At 69.6% G+C, this 18995-nt stretch carries 19 protein-coding genes and 1 pseudogene; 10 read left to right on the forward strand and 10 right to left on the reverse strand.

All coding sequences use genetic code 11. The features are described 5' to 3' along the window. Positions 1-174: 174 nt before the first annotated feature. Entirely contained in the window at positions 175-1671 is a 1497-nt protein-coding gene (locus ACNAW0_RS07365) for a glycoside hydrolase family 28 protein (RefSeq protein WP_416286973.1), read from the forward strand. Positions 1672-1844: 173 nt separating this feature from the next. Here ACNAW0_RS07365 and ACNAW0_RS07370 read toward each other — a convergent pair whose 3' ends face one another. Next, positions 1845-2228 carry a hypothetical protein gene (locus tag ACNAW0_RS07370; protein ID WP_416286974.1) on the reverse strand — a complete coding sequence of 128 codons (384 nt, stop codon included), beginning with the start codon at positions 2226-2228 and terminating at the stop codon, positions 1845-1847. A 396-nt stretch (positions 2229-2624) separates the two neighbouring features. Between ACNAW0_RS07370 and ACNAW0_RS07375 the strand changes: the two genes are divergently transcribed. Next, entirely contained in the window at positions 2625-3488 is an 864-nt protein-coding gene (locus ACNAW0_RS07375; RefSeq protein ID WP_416286975.1) for a hypothetical protein, read from the forward strand. Between the two features lie 92 nt (positions 3489-3580). On the opposite strand, the gene ACNAW0_RS07380 is transcribed toward ACNAW0_RS07375, so the two are convergent. The 3 genes from ACNAW0_RS07380 to ACNAW0_RS07390 form a co-directional block, all read right to left on the reverse strand. Beyond that, positions 3581-4219, reverse strand: a complete 639-nt coding sequence (locus ACNAW0_RS07380; protein WP_416286976.1) for a hypothetical protein — start codon at positions 4217-4219, stop codon at positions 3581-3583. A gap of 42 nt (positions 4220-4261) precedes the next feature. Beyond that, positions 4262-5194 carry an HNH endonuclease gene (locus ACNAW0_RS07385; protein ID WP_416286977.1) on the reverse strand — a complete coding sequence of 311 codons (933 nt, stop codon included), beginning with the start codon at positions 5192-5194 and terminating at the stop codon, positions 4262-4264. Positions 5195-5265: 71 nt separating this feature from the next. After that, positions 5266-5505: a winged helix-turn-helix domain-containing protein gene (locus ACNAW0_RS07390; protein WP_416286978.1), complete on the reverse strand. Its 240-nt coding sequence runs from the start codon at positions 5503-5505 to the stop codon at positions 5266-5268. 313 nt (positions 5506-5818) lie between these two features. Between ACNAW0_RS07390 and ACNAW0_RS07395 the strand changes: the two genes are divergently transcribed. From ACNAW0_RS07395 to ACNAW0_RS07410, 4 genes are all read left to right on the forward strand, one after another. After that, on the forward strand, positions 5819-6094 hold the full coding sequence (locus tag ACNAW0_RS07395; protein ID WP_416286979.1) for a DivIVA domain-containing protein: 276 nt from the start codon (positions 5819-5821) through the stop codon (positions 6092-6094). Continuing rightward, entirely contained in the window at positions 6094-6498 is a 405-nt protein-coding gene (locus ACNAW0_RS07400; RefSeq protein WP_416286980.1) for a hypothetical protein, read from the forward strand. The genes ACNAW0_RS07395 and ACNAW0_RS07400 overlap by 1 nt, the downstream gene beginning before the upstream one ends. A gap of 64 nt (positions 6499-6562) precedes the next feature. Then, on the forward strand, positions 6563-6772 hold the full coding sequence (locus tag ACNAW0_RS07405; RefSeq protein ID WP_416286981.1) for a type II toxin-antitoxin system VapB family antitoxin: 210 nt from the start codon (positions 6563-6565) through the stop codon (positions 6770-6772). Beyond that, entirely contained in the window at positions 6769-7188 is a 420-nt protein-coding gene (locus ACNAW0_RS07410; protein ID WP_416286982.1) for a PIN domain nuclease, read from the forward strand. Before ACNAW0_RS07405 ends, ACNAW0_RS07410 begins: the two co-directional genes overlap by 4 nt. A 61-nt stretch (positions 7189-7249) precedes the next feature. On the opposite strand, the gene ACNAW0_RS07415 is transcribed toward ACNAW0_RS07410, so the two are convergent. The 4 genes from ACNAW0_RS07415 to ACNAW0_RS07430 all read right to left on the reverse strand — a co-directional run bounded on the left by ACNAW0_RS07415 (position 7250) and on the right by ACNAW0_RS07430 (position 14136). Then, positions 7250-8794, reverse strand: a complete 1545-nt coding sequence (locus ACNAW0_RS07415; RefSeq protein WP_416286983.1) for an IS1096 element passenger TnpR family protein — start codon at positions 8792-8794, stop codon at positions 7250-7252. 130 nt (positions 8795-8924) lie between these two features. Beyond that, the gene (locus ACNAW0_RS07420; RefSeq protein ID WP_416286984.1) at positions 8925-9878 is read right to left on the reverse strand and encodes a hypothetical protein; all 954 of its coding nucleotides are present in this window, start codon (positions 9876-9878) and stop codon (positions 8925-8927) included. Positions 9879-10284: 406 nt separating this feature from the next. After that, on the reverse strand, positions 10285-13365 hold the full coding sequence (gene pglW / locus ACNAW0_RS07425; RefSeq protein WP_416286985.1) for a BREX system serine/threonine kinase PglW: 3081 nt from the start codon (positions 13363-13365) through the stop codon (positions 10285-10287). 201 nt (positions 13366-13566) lie between these two features. After that, positions 13567-14136 carry a hypothetical protein gene (locus ACNAW0_RS07430; protein ID WP_416286986.1) on the reverse strand — a complete coding sequence of 190 codons (570 nt, stop codon included), beginning with the start codon at positions 14134-14136 and terminating at the stop codon, positions 13567-13569. 268 nt (positions 14137-14404) lie between these two features. On the opposite strand from ACNAW0_RS07430, the gene ACNAW0_RS07435 reads away from it, so the two are divergent. From ACNAW0_RS07435 to ACNAW0_RS07445, 3 genes are all read left to right on the forward strand, one after another. Beyond that, positions 14405-15331 (forward strand): hypothetical protein, encoded by a 927-nt coding sequence (locus ACNAW0_RS07435; protein WP_416286987.1) that lies wholly within the window; start codon positions 14405-14407, stop codon positions 15329-15331. Between the two features lie 204 nt (positions 15332-15535). Next, positions 15536-16282 (forward strand): lysozyme, encoded by a 747-nt coding sequence (locus ACNAW0_RS07440; protein ID WP_416286988.1) that lies wholly within the window; start codon positions 15536-15538, stop codon positions 16280-16282. Positions 16283-16399: 117 nt separating this feature from the next. Then, complete coding sequence (locus tag ACNAW0_RS07445; protein ID WP_416286989.1) at positions 16400-17074, forward strand: peptidoglycan recognition family protein; 675 nt, start codon at positions 16400-16402, stop codon at positions 17072-17074. Between the two features lie 64 nt (positions 17075-17138). Here the strand turns inward: ACNAW0_RS07445 and ACNAW0_RS07450 are convergent. Further along, positions 17139-17496, reverse strand: a pseudogene (locus ACNAW0_RS07450) (ADP-ribosylation/crystallin J1). A gap of 144 nt (positions 17497-17640) precedes the next feature. Here ACNAW0_RS07450 and ACNAW0_RS07455 point away from each other — a divergent pair. Continuing rightward, complete coding sequence (locus ACNAW0_RS07455; protein WP_416286990.1) at positions 17641-18156, forward strand: NUDIX domain-containing protein; 516 nt, start codon at positions 17641-17643, stop codon at positions 18154-18156. Positions 18157-18226: 70 nt separating this feature from the next. Here the strand turns inward: ACNAW0_RS07455 and ACNAW0_RS07460 are convergent, their stop codons facing one another. Then, positions 18227-18766 carry an RNA 2'-phosphotransferase gene (locus ACNAW0_RS07460; RefSeq protein ID WP_416286991.1) on the reverse strand — a complete coding sequence of 180 codons (540 nt, stop codon included), beginning with the start codon at positions 18764-18766 and terminating at the stop codon, positions 18227-18229. Positions 18767-18995 lie beyond the last annotated feature (229 nt).

The raw sequence follows: 18995 nt of genomic DNA on the forward strand, positions 1-18995 counted from the left end.
TGCGATGCTAAGCGACCACAGCGACGCAGCGAGCCGACACGACCGGACCGCCGCCTCGAATTCGACAACAAGATCATCCTCAATGAGTCTTGACGCAGGCTACGGCCGGTGTAAAGGTTTTCCCACCCCGTGATGCAAAGGCTTTCAGTCCTCACCCCGTAAGGAGGGGTTCCCATGCGGAGGTCGTATCTTCGCCGCACCAGCGCCCTGGCGGTGGCCGGGTTACTCACCGCCACCATCGCGTACGCCGAGCCGTCCCTTGCCGCTGACGCTCCGCCGGCTGCTCCGAGCGCCGAGCCAGCGGCCGTTCCCATCGCCACCGGTGACACCCGGACGGTCACCCGACCGGAACTGCCGCCGATCTGCACGACGCTGCGGGCGCAGCTTTCCACCTCCAATCGGACCTTCAGCGACAGCTTGGAGGCGGCCCCGCCGGACACGGCGCGCATCCAGGCCGCGCTCAAGAGCTGCGCCGGCACCGGCGGAGCCGTTGAGCTTGCCAGTGACGGGGGCAATCGCGCCTTCCTGTCCGGGCCGCTGACCATCGGCAGCAGCGTGGTGCTGCTGATCCGCCATGGCGTCACCCTGTACGCCTCCCGAAACCCCGCCAACTACCAGGTCGCGAACAAGACGTCGCAGTGCGGGACGATCACCCAGGCCGGCGACGGCTGTTCGCCCTTCATCACGATCGCTTCAAAAAGCGCACACGGCGGCATCATGGGCACCGGCACCGGCAGCGGTGCGAACGCCCGCGGCCAGATGGGCGTGATCGACGGGCGTGGCGACCTCCCCATGTACGGCAGCACCCAGACCTGGTGGGAAATCGCGAGGCAGGCCGAGGCCGACGGCGGCAAGCAGAACAACCCGCGGCTGATCCAGGCGAACAACGCCACTGACTTCACCGTCTACAACATCGAGCTGGCGAACGCGGCGCAGTTCCACCTCCGCTACACCGGAGACGGGCTCACCGTCTGGGGCATCCGGATCAACGCCCCCGCCAACGCGCGGAACACCGACGGCGTCGACCCGAGCGGCACGAACGTCACCATCCGCGACTCCTGGATCCAATCTGGCGACGACGGCATCGCGATCAAGGCGGGCAGCTCCAGCGCCACGAACATGACCATCGAGAACAACCACTTCTACGGCACGCACGGCATCTCGATGGGCAGCGAAACCAACGGTGGCATCAGCAACATCCTGGTGCGAAACAACACAATCAGCGGCACTGACAGCTTCGGAAACGAAAGCACGTTCAACAACGGCATTCGGATCAAGAGCGATCCCACCCGGGGCGGCCTGGTCCAGCGGGTCACCTACGAGAACACCTGCATGACCGGGGTGCAGTACCCATTGGTCTTCACGCCGTTCTATGCCACGAACAAGGGCACGCTGATCCCGCAGTTCACCGACATCGTCGTCAACGGTGCAGTCGCGGTCGACTCGCCAGCGAAGGCCGAGTCTTCGTTCTACGGCTTCGACGCCGACCGCCCGCTCGGGCTGACCCTGAACAACGTCTACCTGGACGACACCCACTCCACCGCCCAGGACGCCAACATCACGGTCTTCAACAGCAACGTCGTCCCCTCGGGCCCTGGCGTGACCGTCACCGACGTCGACGGCAGTGCGCAGCGCCCCGTCTGCCACTTCCCCGACTTCCCGCAGCACTGAGGGCCAGGTCCGATGGAATGCCGCCGGCCGTACGCCGCATGGTGTGACCGCACCCTGATTGGCGTACGGCTGGCGGCGCGGCCTCAAACACATGGGAATCCCCGGCCAGTGCATCCATGACGGGGGTCAGGCCAGACGCTCGATCCGTACCGCTTTCCCCGCTCTCCACTGGCTCAACAAAGCAGCGGTGGCGCTTCCAGTCGATGTAAGGTGACCCGCCAGCTGCGTCCGCCGAGCAGCAGTCGGGGCCCTTGCACCTTCGCGGCGAGTAGCGCCGCATCGGTACGGCCGATCTCGGTGCGGCCCGACAGCACGGTGAACTGGGGCGGTGCGGTGAACACCGCGAGCATGTCCATGAAGTGCCTGCGTCCGAAACGAGCCTCGGCCTCCGGCCCGATGAAGAGCATGCTCGAGTCGGCGTCGAGGTAGCCTTGCCGACGAGGTGGCGGACGATGACGTCGGCGGTCTTGTCGAAAGGCGGCGACCAGCGACGCCAGCTCGTCACGGCCGCGGGCCACCGGCTCGCCGCGCAGCAGCCTGAGCACGAAGTCGCTCACGCTCCCGCTCCGGGATGTCGATGAGCTCCCGGAGCAGCGGCGCAGGTGTGGGCGAAGACTGTTGCATACCGTATCGGTCCGCCTGACGCACGATAAGCGCCAACCTCCCTCGGCTCGAGTTCGCGGTGGGGATGAAATATGCGATTCGAGCCGATTGTCGAAATGTCGGAGTCGAACGCTCGGTCGCACGGCACGACTGACAACGCGCGGTCGCTCCTTGTTACCGTGCAGAACAGATCGGCCATAAAACTCCGGCAGACGAGTCAAGGCTGCTCAGCGCACTGACGCGCGAGAGCTCCTCATCATTGATCCGTCCTGCGTCACACCTACGCCGCAGAAGGAAACCGCCCCCGGCCAGCAGCCGGCGTGGACCAATCAGCGATGAAGGAGGGTGGCATGACAAAGGTCCCCATTGGGCCGTCAACCTCCGCCGAGCACTGGCGGCAGTTGGGTGCCCTCGGGCTGGAGGTCGCCAAGAAGGCCGCAGCGCTGGCCGGCAGGTGGTCGATGAAGATGTGGCCGCGCCTGATCGCCCTGCTGCGCCAGCTGGAGCTTGTTTCGACGCCGAGTTCGCCACCACCCCTGCCCGGCCGACTCACCCTACAGTCTCAGGCTCCGAAACCGATCCCGGTTCACGCTCGTGGCTACGTCTACCACTTCAACATCCACGCCACATTCACCTGGTCGTCTCAGGGTGTGAGCCCGGACTTCTTGAGCTGGTCGGTGCAGAATTTCATGCCGCAAGCGATCGAGAGCCTGCGGCGGATCGCGGCGGATCGCGCCCGCAGCTTCGAAGCGGACCAGGCGCAGGAACTCGAAGAGGAACTGCAGGGACACCTTTCCAAATTGGGCCCGTGGCGCTACGAGCGGGGCGAAAGCGTGATTGTGTGCGAACCTCACGTCCGAGTGGAACTCGACGACCCGGTCAGGGAGACGATCCGGCCGCACTGGGACGAACGCATCAAATTTAAGCACCAGCAAGAGTTACACCTGACTCGAGCGCAGAGCGCCAAGCAGCTCAGCGACCAGTGGGTGACGATTTTGCAGCGGCACGTCGAGTGCCCGCTGGCCGGCGGAGCCGACAATGCGAGGAACCAGGAGCTGGCCGACGCCCTGCAGCGGATGATGTCGATGCAGAAGGATGCCGCGAAGTGGATCGAAGATCTACTCAGCAAGAGGATGCGCGACGACAACGTCTCCGAGAGCGACAAACCGCTCGCCAGTGACCTGCCTGAAGATCCCCCGAAAGAGGCGGCCTGAAGCCCTCCGGAGAAGCCGTAGGATGTCGAAAAGGTGGCTACGGTGGCCCGCATGCACGGCATCGGGATCGTGACGGCGGGCAGCCCGTACGACTACGACACCTGGGAAGAACTCGAAGCGGGTGGTGTCGGTTGCCGACGGCGCCGGTCGGATCCACCTCGGGCTACCGGTATCCCCGACTCGGCTGCACTCGGCACCGTCAACGGACGCCGAACCTGGTCCACGGTGCCGCCGCGGACACCCAGGCTGTCGCGCGCGGCGCGGTAGAAGTCGTCCCGCCTCTCGTCGGCGCGGCAGATCAACTCAGGAAGGCCGGTTGGCGGAGCCGGCAGGGCTCGTGCGGCCCGTTCGATGTCCCGGACGGCATCCCGCCACCCGGAGGCAGCGCGAACGGTGACCTCGTCGCCGAGCAGAAGGACCTCCTCCCAGGTCAGGGTGTGACGGACATCCGCCTCAGCCAGCCGGGCCAGCCCTTCGTCCCGGTCCAGCGGCGGCCTGCGCGCCCCGGGCCGATGTTTGCCGAGCATCTGGGTCGCCACGGCATGGATCTCCTTGACCGCCCGGGTGAAGTCGACGTACGCGTCGAGCCGGCGCTCGTCCCACCGGACGCTCTGGCTCCGCCGCCAGCGGGCGCGCTCGTTCACAGTCGTGGCGATTATGGTGCCAACCGTGCCGACCAGGACACCGAGCAGCGCCGGCACCTGCGCACCCAGGCTCTCCACAAGCTTCATCAGCACTCTCCGCCATGGTGTGATCGCACCATCGGGCCAGGGTCAGGCAGCCTTGAAAACGGTGTCCAGGTGCCACTCGAGGAACTCGGCGCTGGGCCGGTCAGCCCGCCGCTCTGGCACGACGATGGGGGTACCGGCCTTCGCGTAGAACTGGTCGCCGTTGCCGAATTCGCTGCGCAACCGAGGGCTGACCATCAACCGGCACTTCGGGTCCACGCCCAGGTATCCCCGATCGAAGAGGATATGCACGTCTGACTTTAGGAGCAGTCCGTTGTCGATCCGGTGCTCCCCGCCCTGCGGAAGCGGCCGGATGTGAGCCGCCTGTAGCACCGGCTGGACTTTGTTACCCGTGATGGCGCACCGCCGCCCGTAGGCACCCAGCACCACGGCCTTGAACGACTGCTGGCCGAGGCGCTGCGGCACGAGCCGCGGGTCACCGTACACCGGCCCGGGTCGATGCCACGGCTCGCTGAGGTCCAAGTCGACGGTCACGCCTAGGAGGCGGTGCAGCAGAAGATCGAAGTACCCGGCCACCGACCGGTCGGCGAGGTCGTACGTCTTGCCCTGCACCACATTGGACGCGAAGCCCGGAGGCGGGTCGGCAGTCGAGTCATCGGGGAAGAAGACGCTGTCGCGGACGAAGATGCAGCCGATGACCGGATCTTCGTCGAGTCCAATCGGCTGCTTGCGGTAGCGGCCGACGCTGCGGCGCATCTCGTCCAGGCTGGTGACACCGTTCGCCTCGCCGAACAACTCCCACGCCTCGGAGATCTTCAGCTGTGTGAAACCGCTGAAGAAGCCTCCTCCGACTATCCGGTTGAGCGGGTAGTGCGCCTTGAAGAAGAAGGGTTCACCAGGCGTGAGAGCACGGAAGCTTCCGCCGGAGGGCCGCCAGAAGTTGACCTCAGTCAGGCCGAGACGCGCGGCCAGGAACCGGTACCACTTCTCGTCCGTCACGCCGACGAAGGTCTTCACATTCATTAGCCTGCACCCGGCTTGATCGCCTCGCCACCCCCGAACGGTCGACGCTTCGGCAGGCGTCAGTGTCAGGGCTCCCGCATCCAGGTCTTCGGGTCGGTCACGAAGACGCCCTTGCCCTGCTGGCGCCGGATCACCCGCAATGCCTCCAGGCGGGCATAGGCCATCTGCACGGTCCCGTGGCTGACGTCGTATCGATCGCGCAGCTCGACGATAGAGGGCAGCTTGTCCCCCGGCTTCAACTTCTTGGTCCTGACGTCGGCGATCACATCGTCGGCGATGCGCCAGTAGTCCGGCACTTCTCGCATGGCACTCCTCGCGTGGCAATCCGATTCGATCACACCGCGACGCGCCTAACAAGCAGCGTTGACTCATCTGACATGTCTAGATATGTTGGAGCAGAGCCGGTCCTCGCGTGGCAACGAGTTCGGCTCATCCCCCTGGTCGGGGCGGGTGGACGTACCCGTCCCGACCCACCGGACCGCTCCGCTGTCGTACCGCTGAACGCAAGCTGCGGCGGCGGAGCGGGCGGGTCGCCCGCGGCCGGCGTGCGGACGGCCCGCCCTTCCAGACCCACCGCATCGACCCTCCGTGCTCCCACCTGCCCCGGAAAGGACCGTCGTGGCCCAGGTGTATCGATCCGGCCAGCTCTACGGGACCGGCCTCCCGGCCCGGTTGACCCCGCACGATGTGCGGACCCGCACGTTCGACCCGCGCCGCCGGGGCGTCGACCCCGATCAGGTACGCGAGTTCCAGGCCCAACTCGCCGACGAGCTGACCGACCTGCACCGGCGGGTACGCCTGCTCAGCGAGGAGAACAGCCGGCTCAAACGGGCGCTACGCGACTGGCAGACCATGCACGCCCGCGAGTGCCAGCCCAACGAGGGCCACTGGTAATGGTGCGGCGACCCGAACCCGGCGACCTGCTGCGGATCGACGGCTACGCCTCGGTGCAGTTCGCCGGCGACCGCGCCCTGACGTTCCGCGTCGTCTCAGTCTGCGACCGCCCGACCTACACCGGCTGGATCTGGCTGACCGGCTACGTCATCAACCCGCGCGGCAACGCGACCGCGAAGCGCGAAATCTACATCCAACTCGCCGGCCTCCGCCGCGCTGCCCGCGTCCCGGCCTCGAGCCGCTCCCGCGCCACTCGCCCCGTGCTTCCCGTCATGAGCAGGGTGACGGCAGAGCGGCCCGCAACGGCTCGGGGGTGCGTGCTCAGGCCGATGCTCGGTGATGCGATCGGTGCGACCGGCATCTGTCCCGCCGCCGGCCAGCCCGACACGCCGCGGACGCAGTGATATCAGCTTTGGAGATTCTTGATATCATCAGTGCTGACTCGCCGCCGGAAGAAGGGTCCCTACCATGTCACGAACGATCCTGGACGTTGACGACGACCTGCTCGCGGAAGCGTCGAAGATCCTCGGCACCACGACGAAGAAGGCGACGGTCAACGCCGCCCTTGAGGCCGTCGTCAAGCGGGAAAAGCGGCGCGAGTTCGCCGACTGGCTCAAGACCGGTGGGCTTCCCGACCTGACAGGTGAAACGGGTACGGCCACGTCGGACGCGGCGTGAGCCGGGAACTCTACCTCCTCGACAAGTCCGCGCTCGCCCGCTGGCCCAAGCCCACGGTCACGCCCGTGCTCGACGAGTTGTCCGACAGAGGGCTGCTCGCGGTGTGCGGGGCGGTGGAGATCGAGGTGATCCATAGCGCCCGCACCGCAAAGGACGCACAGCGCGCGCGTTGGCTGCTCGGCGGGTTCGAGTGGCTGGCCATGCCCGACGAAGTCTGGGACCGGGCGATCGACGTCCAGGTCCAGGCACTGCACAAGGGCAACCACCGGGCGCTGTCGATGGCGGACCTGCTGATCGCCGCCACCGCCGAACGCCACAGCGCCACCGTGCTGCACTACGACGGTGACTTTGACATGATCACGGCGATCACCGGGCAGCCAACCGCCTGGGTGGTGCCTCACGGCTCGGCTGACTGATCGGCACCGTCTGCCCCAGAAATGCCCGAGGAGGCGCGCCCGAAGATAGGTCGTCTGGCGACTATCGCCTCTGCTGCAGGGCTTCGGTCACCGCCTTTGTGTTGAAGCGGGCCGGGTCGAAGTCGCTCGGGTCGTCCAGGCCCAGCCAGTCCAGCCGGTCCCGGTGTTCCGGATGGGTGGGGTCGCCGAGGATCTCCACCAGCTCCGCGTGTCCCCACACGCCGCCGCAGTCCTCCGGTGGCGCGGCCCGCCGCCCGCCGACACAGCGCGGGTACGTCACGGACGCGTCCCGGTCGAGCACCTTCTCCACGAGGATGTCGTGTTCCCAGTCGTCGCCGAAGTCGTACGTGTAGCGCAGCTTGTCCCCGGCGGCGGGGGCGACCTGCTCCAGGGTGACCCGCGATGCGGCACGGTGGCCGAGGTCGGCGTCGGGGCGGCCGAAGCTACCGTACGGGGTTTCGAAGACGTGCAGGTGGCTGTCGGTCCAGGCGAAGGCGACCTGGATCAACTCGTGCAGGCAGGTGAGGTTGACGTCCGCAGGCACCTCGAGACGCCGCCAGATCGGCGGGCGAGCCCCTCGCAGGCTCACCTTGATCTGGTAGATGGGGGCCGGGCCGTCGGACTTCTTGCGCTTCGCGGGCAGGCTGGCCGGGCGACGCTGGGCGGGCACGCCACCGGCCCGTCCCGACGGCTGCAGCAGGTCCAGCAGCGCGGAGATCGACGCTACGTCCAGTTCGCCGTCCTGCAGATTGCCGCGCTTACGTTGCCGGGGCACGGGAAGCGCCCGGATCCGGCTGCGCAGCAGCAGGGCCAGGGCGGCGTAGCAGGGGCCGTCCTCATCGACGACTTCGTCCAGCGCCTCAGGGTCGAAGCGGTCGTGTTCGGCGCGGGCGTCCAGCGCGTCCTCCACGGCCCCGCGGAAGTCCGCCGGCCGCACCTTCTCCTCAGTTACCTCGACCCCGCCGGCGCGCAGGTCGGACAGGAGCGCCTCGCGCGCCTCCGGCCACTGGTCCGCGTCGATCAGCAGGATCTCACCGGCGCCACCACAGTCGCAGTCGTCCAAGGCGACGCCGACGACGTGCGACCGGCCGGCCCGCTGGAACCTGCCGGCCAGCAGGAATGTGAACCCCTCCGGATCGGCGAAGCGGATGCACTCCTCGGCCGTGACCGGGGCGTCCAGTTCGGCGAGCCATGGTGGCTCGCTGACGCCCGAGTCAGCGAGCCGGCGGGCGGCCTCCGTCGCAGCGCGGCTGACCTCGCCTTCGGAGACCGAGGCGAGCCCTGCCAGCATCGCCCGAGCCTCGCGGCTGGCCTGCGCCTCGAACGCCGGCACGAACAGTTCCCGCAACGCCAGGTCGCGGTCGTCGCCCAGGTTGGCCCCGAGCGCCAGCAACGTCGAGGCGACGAGCTCCATCTCTATCGGATCCTGTATGGCGTCGATGTCGACCGCCGCCGGGATCAGATCGGCAAGCTCCAGCGTTGGCTGCTCCCCGGCGCAGTGCGGGCAGTCGCACTCCTCCGGCTCGCCCACCACGACGAGCGGGGCACCGCCCCGAACCGATCGCTTCTTCCCGTTGCGGCGCCGGTTACGGCTCACTGGACTCATGCCGCACAGTCTGCCGTACCCCACCGGCCCGCGCACAAGCCGGACACGCCTGAACCCGAGGACGAGCCACGCCCGCACCCGGCGGACGTCACGGAACGCTGCCAACTGTCAGGGAAATCCCGGGGGGTGATCAAGCCGAGGTAATTGTGCTGCGGTGGGCGTTGACGACCCAGGCGTCCGCGAGGGCGATCCATTCGTTGTCGCCCACCCGGACCACCGCACCGTCCAGCTTGGGCAGCGTCCCCGGGTCCTCCATCGGGCAGAGCAGCCACACGTCTCCCGCCCCACCGCGCGCCACGTCCGCCAGCTCGTGGAGCCGCTCCATCGCCCGGTACCGCGCCAGCACCGCCGCGTCGTGCAGCAGCACCGGTCCCTCGTCAGGCGACAGCGATGCCCGCAGCGCGGGAGCCGCGAGGTCCCACGCCTGCTCGACGTACTCGCCGAGCTTGATGGCGCCCCGGGAGCCCGGCTCGGCGATGTCCGCACCCAGCACCGTCTCCCAGGTGGGCTTCGGCTTGGCGTCGACCAGGCCGCGCAGCTCGCGAAGGAACACGGCGGCCACGCTGACCGGCCGGGCGTCGAAGCGCCGGGCCAGTTCCTCGCGGGCCAGCGCGTACCGGTTGAGGCGTACGGTCAGCGCGCGGAAGCCTCCGACGGACGTGGCCGCGGTCAGCCGTTCCTCGGCCCGCATCGCCGCCGCCAGCTCCGGCGACTCCGCCGCCCAGCGGCTCGGCACACTCGTCGCCGAGGGCCGACGCTGGATGATCGACATCGAGGACGAGACGTTGCGGGGCGGCGGCGGGACGTACTTGTCGCGGTCCCACCGCAGGTCGAAGCCGGCGTCGGCGAGCAGCCGGTCAAGTTTCGGGTGCGGCGGCAGCGGCGCCAGCTCGGGGAACCGCGCCGTCACCCGCTGGACGACCTGCTCCGGAATCAGGCCCCGCCGCCCCTCGGCCGTGGTCGCCGGCGGTACCACGCCGGCCTGGGCGAGCCGCAGCGCGCGTACCGGGTCGAGGTCGCGCGGGTACAGCTCCAGCCGTGCGGTCGCGGCGGCCCGCTCCGACGCCACCGCGGCGAGCAGCACCCGCCGCCGCTCGTCGATCGCGTCGGCCGCACCGCCGGCGCGGCCACCGCCGCGAGGGTACGCAGCACGGTCGCCGCGCTGGGCAGCACCTCGCTGGCGGCGAGCCGGTCGGCAGCCTTGCCGAGCGCGTCGGCGTAGTCGAGCAGCGCCGGCGCGGCCGGAGTGTCCGGCGCGTCGTCGTCGCCCGCTTCGAGGGCCACGAGCAGCCGGTCGCCGCGCGGGTGCGGCTTGCCGTCGACGTCGGCGCGGGCGTGGCGGCGCAGCAGCAGGCGCGGCTCCTCTACGAGGGCGTCGATCTCGACGGCGGCCCGCACGGCGGCGACCGCGACGGCGAGCCGCAGCTCGTCGCCGGTGCGCACCGAGCCGCGGCTGATGAGCAGCGCCGCCGCCAGCTCGACGACGCCCATCACCGCCCGCCGTCGCGCAACAGCTCGATGGTCTGCGTACGCACGCTGCCCACGGCCGGGAGCTCGTGCCAGCGTTTGCGCTGCTTGCCGAGGATCTGCGCGATCCGGCCGGCGGTGACCCCGACGGCGGTGGCGACCTGCGGCTGCTGCGGCCAGAGCGGCAGCGCCGGCAGCGCGCCGGAGGAGTCGGGCAGGTTCAGCAACAGCCGGGTCGCCTCCACCTCGGCGGCGTTGCGGCTGTTCTTGACCGGTAGGAGCAGGGTGGCGATCGCGTCGAGCCCGACGCGTACCAGATCGGTGTCGCCGTCACCGGCGGTGGTCTCGGTGGCGGCCTCGGCGGTGGCCGCCTTGCGGGCGGCGGCCGAGGTGGGAATGATCTCCCGCTCCCCCAGCCGGGTACGCCACTCCTTGACCCGGCGCTGCAACTCCTGGCGGGTCTTGGCACCGAGGCCGGGCAGGTGGGCGAGCTTGTTGGCGACGGCGAGCAGCTCGCCGACGGTGGCGGCGTCGAGCCGGTGGGAGGCGGAGACCGCTCGCGGGGTGAGGCCGGCGGCCTCCAGGGCGGTCGCCCGGGTGGCCTTGCCGGCGGCCTCCTCGCGGGCGGCCTCGGCGATTTCGACGTCCGGCTCGTCGGCCTCGATCTCCGGGTGGTCGGTCCCGACCGGCGTACTCGCGTCGGAGCGGCGGAACACCTGCTGCCAGGCGTCGCGCATGTCCTTCAGCGAGGCGAACCGGTGGCGGTGGTCGCGGTGCAGGGCCTGGTGGAGGAACTCCACCAGGCCGTCGCGGACAGCCGGGTCGAACGCCTCCGCGGCCAGGACCGGCGGGCCCTCGGTGAGCTGCGGCTCGGTGCCGCCGTCGCCCCAGATCGGCAGTTCACCGGAGGCCATCTCGTGCAGGGTGACGGCGAGGGCGTACCACTCGGCGTGCTTGTCGTAGACCTGCCGGCTGGCCGTGCCGAGGAACGGGTCGAGGAACGGGTCGAGGTAGCGCGGGGTGCCCGCCGCCAACTCCTTGACCGAGACCCCGGCCAGGGAGAAGTCGAAGAGCACGAGCTGGCGGGTGCGGTTGGGGCGTACCCGGATGGCGATGTTGTCCGGTTTGATGTCGCGGTGGTAGACGCCCTCGCCCTCCAGGTAGTCGAGGGCGCCGAACAGGTAGTCGCTGTAGGTCTCCAGCTCGTCGACGGTGAGCCGGCCGTCGTCACGCAGCTTGCGGGCCAGGGTCAGCTCGCCCGCGTGCTCGAGGACGATCACCGTACGGTTGGCGATCTGCAGCGGCTCCGGGCGGGCCAGCCGGATCACCCGGGAATCGGTGAGCGGCCGGAGCACCCGGGCCTCGTGGGCGAGCCGCGTGCCCTTCTCGTCGGAGAGGCCGACCTTGAGCACCTCGTCCCTGCCGGTGCGCTCGTTGTGAGCGAGGAACGCCCGGCAGGTCGACCCGGTGCCCAGCCGCTTCTTGACGGTCCACTCGGCGACCCGATCGCCGCCGCGGGTCTCCAGCGGGTCGGTCTCCGCCGGCTCGGGCTCCTCGGGATGCACGGAAACCGGTGGCGGCGCGGTGAGTTCGTTCTCGACCTCTTCGAGCATCTCGATGAACTCGCTGACGGTGGTGAGGCGCTGCGTCGGCACCGGGGCCGTGGCGGCCTGGATCAGCTCGTCGGCGAACTCGGTGATCCCGTCCGCCACCGCGGAGGGGCACAGGCCGTTGTCCCGGGCGATCCGGGCCAGCAGCTCCTGCCGCTTCGCCGCCGGCGGTTGGCCGGTGAGGATCAGGTACGCCAGTGCACCGAGCCCGAAGACGTCCATGGCGACCGGGTCCGGCCGGGGCGCGGTCAACTCCGGCGCGAGGTACGCCTCGGCGGAGAGTTCGATGTGCGAGGCCGCGTGGGAGGAGAGGGTGACCGGGTCACCGCTGCTGCCCCCGACCGATTCGTTGGCCCGGGTGGCGGCCTGCCAGTCGCTGATCTGCAACTGCGGGACGAGCCACGCCTCCTCCTCGCTGCCGCCGGGGCGCTTCGGCCCGGGGGCGACCAGCACGCTGCGGGCGGAGAGGGCACGGTGGTGCAGCCGGCGCCCGTGCGCGTACGCGACGGCCTCGGCGAGCTGGCGGATCATCGCCAGGCGGCTCAGCGGGTCGAGCCGTTCGCCGTACTGGGCGACGTAGTGGTCCAGCCGCATGGCCCGGGGGTCGTGGCGGAAGATCAGCGCGGGCCCCGCCTCGTGCGACTCCATCGAGTCGACCCGCACGATGCCCGGATGGTTGATGCCGTGCAGGACCACCATCTCGCGTTTGGCGGCCCGTTCGATGCTCGCCCGCTCGGCCTGCACGGCGTTCCGCTCAACCAGGTAGATGCGGACGCGGCGGTGCTCACGTTCGAGATCGCGGTGGCGGGCGTGGTGGTCCTGCCAGGTGGGGCCCAGGTCGAACGGCCGGCTCTCCAGATCCCACGAGCCGATCTGGTAGTGCTTGCGGCTCCGCGCGATGCCGACGGCCTTGAGCAGGTCAGGCAGCGCCGCGGACAGCTCCTTGGTGACTCGCTGTCGCTCGTCCTGCGGGGGTCGTTGTAGCAGCGAGCCGATGGACGGCAGCGGGCCGGCCTGGTGTCCGGGCACCGGCTCGGAGCCGTAGATGCCGTGCAGGTGGTGGTCGGAGAGCCCGATCTGCAGGCCAGGCTTGGATAGGAACACCGCCGCCTGGAGGAACGGGACCCGCATCCTTGGCCCCTTGCGCTGGTCCGCGGCGATCTGAAGCAGGGACTTCAGCTTCTTGGCCTTGCCGTCGGCCAGGTGCAGAGGATTGTCGAAGGTCCGAGTGCCACTCGGGTTGGACTGGATCCAGTTGGAGCCGCTGGACACCAGCCGGCCGGTCAGGCTCTTGATCTCGATCAGGTAGATCCCGCTCGGGGCCGCCACCAGCAGGTCGACCTCATAGGGGTGGCCGGTCTGCGCGGTAAACATGAAGTTCGACCAGGCCCGGTAGGGCTCGGTGTCCGGCAGCAGCGCCTGGACGTACGCCAGCGCCTCCCGCTCGTGCGCGAACTGCGACGGCGTGATCGTCGTCCACCGGCCCTCCTGCATGCGGAAGATCCTAGGACCAGATCGCGAGGAAGTGGCTGCCCGGCAGGCCCGCATCGGCCGGTTTCACCGGATCATCGACCCAGTTCTCGTACGCCCTCGATCTCGTCGTTGGTGAACCCGGCGAACAGCTGGCCGGTGATCTGCTCGAACTCCGCGGGCTCTGGGCCTGATCAACGGCGAACGACCGTTGAAGCAACAGCCTCAGCCACAGTTGTCGCAGGTACCGCTCGCGGGAAATTGGATGAAACAGTTGGGGCACATTGGCCGCCGCGGCTCAGGAGCCTGGGCACGTCGGTAGGCAATCGCCTTCTCAAGGCGCGGCGCAAGGGCAGGCTTGCCGCCATCCGGTGGCAGCGCCGCACCGAAATGGCGATAACAGTCGAGGCGAGCTCGGGCAGCATGCCGCTCCCTCTCCAGCTCATCCTCGACCGGCAGTTCCCCAGCCACTTGCAGCACCTCCTTGTATCCCACCCCGACCTTGCCGTCGTCGGTGTGCACGACAAGCGCGGTCAGTGGCGGATCACCTCGGCGGTGCGCCTCGCGCACAACCCTACCGAGCACAGAGCCGATCCAGTTGTGCAGGAGAGCCGAGGTCCGTACGCCGGACCTGGCTTGGACCTGTTCTCCGAGTTTCTTGTAGGTGATGATCTCGTGATATCGCTGGGCTACCTCGATGAGTACGTCATACGCATGCCGAGCCCAGACGTCCCAGGCTTCCTCCGCACTCACATTGCCGCCGGAGTCGCTCCAGTACCCACGCCTCTGCTCCATCGGTCCCTCTTCGTCGCCTGGTACCCGACTTTCCTGGCCAGCCTTGAAGGTAGAGCAACGGTGTAACTCCGAGGGGCCCGACCGGGCGTGCCGAAACTCAGTGCCCGCGCGGCTGCGGGCGGCTGGCGGTCCGCCTTGTTAGCGTGGGTCGACGTTCGTCACCGTCGACACGTCCCGGGCTGGTCCGTGCCCACGGCGCGACACCCCTCAACCAGCCCACCCGCGAGCCGGACGCTGGCACCGGCTGACGGTGCGGAGGAGGGGTGACATGACCGACGCGTCGGGTGGAAAGGCGCGCTCACCGGACCGGCGGCCACGGTGGGCCGACCGGGGGCGGGAGCTGGCCGACGCCGTCGGCCCCCGCCTGCTGGCGGGCATTCGTACCCTGTGGGCGCAGCTGCTTCCGCTGCTGCAGAAGTTGTGGGCGGCGGCGGACGGGGACGTGCCGTCTCTCCCGCCCGACGAGACGCTCAAGCTCGAACACCGGGAGTCGTACAACCCGTTCGCCGTCGCAGCGAAGGGACACGTCTTCACCTTCACCGTCTATCCCGTCCTCACCTGGTCGGCGGCCGGCCTCCGCGCGGAGGCGCTGGCCTGGTGCGCGGGACAGTTCAGGCACGCGGCGATCCACCGGTTGCGGCGCATCGCCGCGGACCGGGCGCGCGACATCGCCCCACACCGGGCGGGCGACCTGGAGGTCGCGCTGCAGGCGGCGCTGGAGAAGCAGCCGCCGTGGCGGTACGAGCGCGCCGGCATGACGGTCGAGTGCCGGCCGGAGGTGCGGGAGGTACGCCACGACGACCGGGTGCGAGAGACGCTGCGGCCACACTGGGACCGCCTGATCGAGCTGGAGTGCGAGTACGAGCTGTACCTGACGCGGGCCCGGTACGCGGAGGAGCTGAACCGGCGATGGGTGACGCTCCTCGACAAGATGGGCGCCGATCCCGCCGGCGACGAGGAGGCGGAGGCGATCGCCGAGGAGCTGACCCGGGCGCGGCGGCACATGGCCGCGGAGCAGCAGGCCGCCGCCCAGTGGAGCGCGGAGCTCCTGCGGGACCGGCGGCGCTTCGACCGGATCTTCGAGCCGTTCAGCACCATCCCCATCGTCCCGCAGCAGCCCTCCGGGGCCACCGCCCAGAACGCGGCGCCGGCCGAGGCCACCGCGCCGGAGTCGGGCCAGGACGAGCGGCGCTGATCAGGTATCTCCCTGAAGTTCGGCTGGCCCGCGCGATGGCCGCGTCGTATGAACGGGCGGCGCCGGAATCGACGCGCCGGACGCCCGGACGGAAGTTGAAAGATGATCTTCCATGTATCTATTGAAATTTGTCTCCAACCTGTGACCTAATACTGACAGTTCCTTTCACCAGCCGCACTGCGGCAAACCCCCAAGGGAGGAAAGATGAAGCGTCCCCTGCGATCGGCGCTGCGCACGGCCAGCGTCGCCCTGCTCACCACGGTCGCCATGGCCGCCTCGACCCTGGTCGGCGCGGCGCCGGCCAGCGCCGCACCGGCCGGCCTGCCCGGCATGGACGTCTCCAGCTGGCAGGGCAACGTGAACTGGCAGGGCGCCTGGAACAACGGTGCCCGGTTCGCGTACGTCAAGGCCACCGAGGGCACCGGCTACACCAACCCGTACTTCGCCCAGCAGTACAACGGCTCGTACAACGTCGGGATGATCCGGGGCTCGTACCACTTCGCCCGACCGGACGTGTCCAGCGGTGCCACCCAGGCCAACTACTTCGTTGACCACGGCGGCGGCTGGTCCAAGGACGGCAAGACCCTGCCGGGCGCGCTCGACATCGAGTACAACCCGTACGGTGCCACCTGCTACGGGCTGAGCCAGGCCTCGATGCGCAGCTGGATCGCCTCGTTCGTCAACCAGTACTACGCCCGCACGGGCCGGTGGGCGACCATCTACACCACCACCGACTGGTGGAGCACCTGCACCGGCAACACCTCGCAATTCGCCGCCAACAACCCGCTCTGGATCGCCCGGTACGCCAGCACCGTCGGCACCCTGCCAGCCGGCTGGGGGACGTACTCGTTCTGGCAGTGGGCCTCCTCCGGCACCTTCCCCGGTGACCAGAACGTCTGGAACGGCACCCTGGACCGGCTCAAGGTGCTGGCCTGCAACGGACCCTGCTGACCCGCTCCCGGTGGCGGGCCGCCCTCCGGCCACTCCGGCTCGGCTTGTCTGACGCCACGCCGCGACCCGGAGCAGCTGCCCGCCACCGGCGGCGTCCGTACCCCTGAGGAGGCCCCGATGTCCGTCCCCGTCCCCCGGCGGACCGTGTTGCGCGGCGCGGTCCTGCTCGGCGCCGCCGCCGGCGCCACCGCGCTCACCCAGTTCGGTGACGACCGCAGTGCCCGGGCCGTCGCCACCCCGGTCGACCAGCCGGTGATCGCCAACTGCGCGACCTGGAGCGCCCGCCCACCCTCGTCCCCCGTGAGCGTGGTGCAGAGCCGCCCGAACAAGATCATCATTCATCACACGGCGTTCCCGAACACCACCGACTATAGCCTCGCGCAGGCCTACCAGAACTCGCGGGACATCCAGAACCTGCACATGGACACCAACGGCTGGCTCGACTCCGGGCAGCACTTCACCAACAGCCGCGGTGGCTACCTGACCGAGGGCCGACACGGCAGCCTGTACGCGCTGCTGCACGGGCAGACCATGGTGCAGGGGGCGCACTGCGTCGGGCAGAACAGCCAGGCCATCGGCATCGAGAACGACGGCACCTACCTCAACGTGCAGCCGCCGAAGGCGCTCTGGGACAGCCTGGTGTGGTTCTGCGCGTTCACCTGCCAGCAGTACGGCATCCCGTCCAGCGAGATCTACGGGCACAAGGACTTCAACAACACCCAGTGCCCGGGACTGCTGCACGACCGGCTACCCGAGCTGCGCAGCGCCGTGGCCGCCCGGCTCGGCGGCTGACCGCCCGATCCGCCGTCGCGGGGCACCTCACCGGGGGACCTCACCGGGGTGCCCCGCATCGGCGTCAGGCCGGCGCGGCCCTGAACTCGTGGACGACCTCGATCCGGCCCACCGAGGTGCTCGTTGAACTCGGCCAGATCCTCGGCCGGCACCCAGAGTTCGCGAATGTCCCGCCCGCCCACCTGACGTACTGGATACCGGGCGGCGAACTCGCGCTGCACCGCGAACCGGGTCACGTACCCGACGCCGGAGGCCGGGACGTTCCAATCCCGGGCAATCAGGATCGCGTACTCCTCGCTGAGCACTGGATAGAAGATCGGCTGATCCGACAGCCGAGGCGGCCAGGCACGCCAGCCGGACGCCTCGACCAGGGCCAGTTCCTCCGGCCCGGTCGGCCGCCACAGCGTGATGGTCTCCACGATCTCCCCTCCCCCTCCGGTCGGCGCAGACTACCGGCGGCAGGAACGTCCAGCGGATCGCGGAGCAGCTGCTGCATCCGGAGACACACCAGGCGCCGGCCGGATGACGGGGACGGTCGGCTCGGCGGGCGGGTAACGTGCTGCGGCGTGACCGTCACACCGTACTCGTACTGCTCGTACTGCGGCGCCGCCTACCCGGCGGAGGCCGGCTGGCCACGGGTTTGCGCGGCCTGCGGCGGGACGGTGTGGCGGAATCCGCTGCCGGTCGCGGTGGCGGTGTTGCCGGTGCGGACGCCGACCGGCCTGGGCGTGGTGGTGGTCCGCCGGGACATCGAGCCGGCCCGCGGGCAGCTCGCGCTGCCCGGCGGTTTCATCGAGTACGGCGAGGAGTGGTCGGAGGCGCTGGTCCGGGAACTGCGGGAGGAGACCGGCCTGCTGGCCAACACCGAGGAGGCCCGGCTGTACGCGGTGCATGGGGCGCCGGCCGGCGGCACCATGATGGTCTTCGGCGTGCTGCCCGAGCGGGCGGTAGGCGACCTGCCGCCCTCGGCGCCGACTGAGGAGGCCACCGAATGGCTGGTCGTCACCGAGCCGGTCGAGCTGGCCTTCTCCACCCACACCCGGGTGCTGGCCGACTTCCTCGCCGAGCAGCGCCAGCCATGAGCCCTCGTCGCGTCTGTTGACCATGAAGTTGGGCGTGTCGCGACAAAAAATTCATGATCATGCAGCGGCGTCAGACGCGCAGGTAGGCGGCGGGGACGACGTCGGTCAGCCACACGCCGTTCGGGCTGCGGTAGAAGAGGTGCCCGTGCGCGGCCATCGCCGCCGCGTCCACGGTCAACACCACCACCTCGCCGCCCCGGCGGGCCCCGACCCGGCGGGCGGTCTCCACGTCCGGCGACAGGTGTACGTGGTGCCGGCGGCCCCGGCGCAGTCCCTCGACGCGGATCGCGGGCAGGACGCTGTCGCTCGTCCCGTGGTAGAGCCGGTCCGGCGGCGGGGCGGGGGCCAGGCCGAGGTCGACCGGGATCGAATGCCCCTGGCTGGCCCGGATCCGGTCGACGCCGTCGGCGCCGCGCTCGACGGCGAAGCGCTGTTTGTCGTTGCCGGCGACCACGGCGTCGAGGTCACCGCGGCTGATCCTCAGCGCGGCGAGCAGGTCCGCGACCGGCACCCACCCGGCCCGGTCGAGCGTCAGGCCGAACCGGTCCGGGCGGTGCCGCAGGGCCAGCGACATCCGCTTGCTCACCCGGACCAGGTCGCGATGATCCACGTCGCCAGTGTGGCGTACGTCGACCCACCGGTCGACGGATTTGACTTCTGGCCTTGGCCTTGACGCGCTGTGCGTACCAGGGTGGCGCGGCGGACGGGGGCGCGTTCCACGGTGTGGGTGATGTCCGGTCCCGTCGCGCGCACCTGTCCGGGGTGGCAGGCTGGTGAGGTTGCCGGCAGCGGGGCGACGATGGCCCGCTGGCAGACCTCGTCGTGAAGGAGAAGATCTA

The sequence above is a fragment of the Micromonospora sp. SL1-18 genome (assembly GCF_047921505.1).
Lineage (GTDB): Bacteria > Actinomycetota > Actinomycetes > Mycobacteriales > Micromonosporaceae > Micromonospora.

What these genes read in the sequence shown, in the direction of transcription:
- ACNAW0_RS07445 (WP_416286989.1), top strand. Translation starts at nt 16,400, where the DNA reads ATGTCCGTCCCCGTCCCCCGGCGGACCGTGTTGCGCGGCGCGGTCCTG.
- ACNAW0_RS07390 (WP_416286978.1), bottom strand. Translation starts at nt 5,505, where the DNA reads ATGCGAGAAGTGCCGGACTACTGGCGCATCGCCGACGATGTGATCGCC.
- pglW (WP_416286985.1), bottom strand. Translation starts at nt 13,365, where the DNA reads ATGCAGGAGGGCCGGTGGACGACGATCACGCCGTCGCAGTTCGCGCAC.
- ACNAW0_RS07440 (WP_416286988.1), top strand. Translation starts at nt 15,536, where the DNA reads ATGAAGCGTCCCCTGCGATCGGCGCTGCGCACGGCCAGCGTCGCCCTG.
- ACNAW0_RS07365 (WP_416286973.1), top strand. Translation starts at nt 175, where the DNA reads ATGCGGAGGTCGTATCTTCGCCGCACCAGCGCCCTGGCGGTGGCCGGG.
- ACNAW0_RS07380 (WP_416286976.1), bottom strand. Translation starts at nt 4,219, where the DNA reads ATGAAGCTTGTGGAGAGCCTGGGTGCGCAGGTGCCGGCGCTGCTCGGT.
- ACNAW0_RS07405 (WP_416286981.1), top strand. Translation starts at nt 6,563, where the DNA reads ATGTCACGAACGATCCTGGACGTTGACGACGACCTGCTCGCGGAAGCG.
- ACNAW0_RS07375 (WP_416286975.1), top strand. Translation starts at nt 2,625, where the DNA reads ATGACAAAGGTCCCCATTGGGCCGTCAACCTCCGCCGAGCACTGGCGG.
- ACNAW0_RS07430 (WP_416286986.1), bottom strand. Translation starts at nt 14,136, where the DNA reads ATGGAGCAGAGGCGTGGGTACTGGAGCGACTCCGGCGGCAATGTGAGT.
- ACNAW0_RS07415 (WP_416286983.1), bottom strand. Translation starts at nt 8,794, where the DNA reads ATGAGTCCAGTGAGCCGTAACCGGCGCCGCAACGGGAAGAAGCGATCG.
- ACNAW0_RS07400 (WP_416286980.1), top strand. Translation starts at nt 6,094, where the DNA reads ATGGTGCGGCGACCCGAACCCGGCGACCTGCTGCGGATCGACGGCTAC.
- ACNAW0_RS07435 (WP_416286987.1), top strand. Translation starts at nt 14,405, where the DNA reads ATGACCGACGCGTCGGGTGGAAAGGCGCGCTCACCGGACCGGCGGCCA.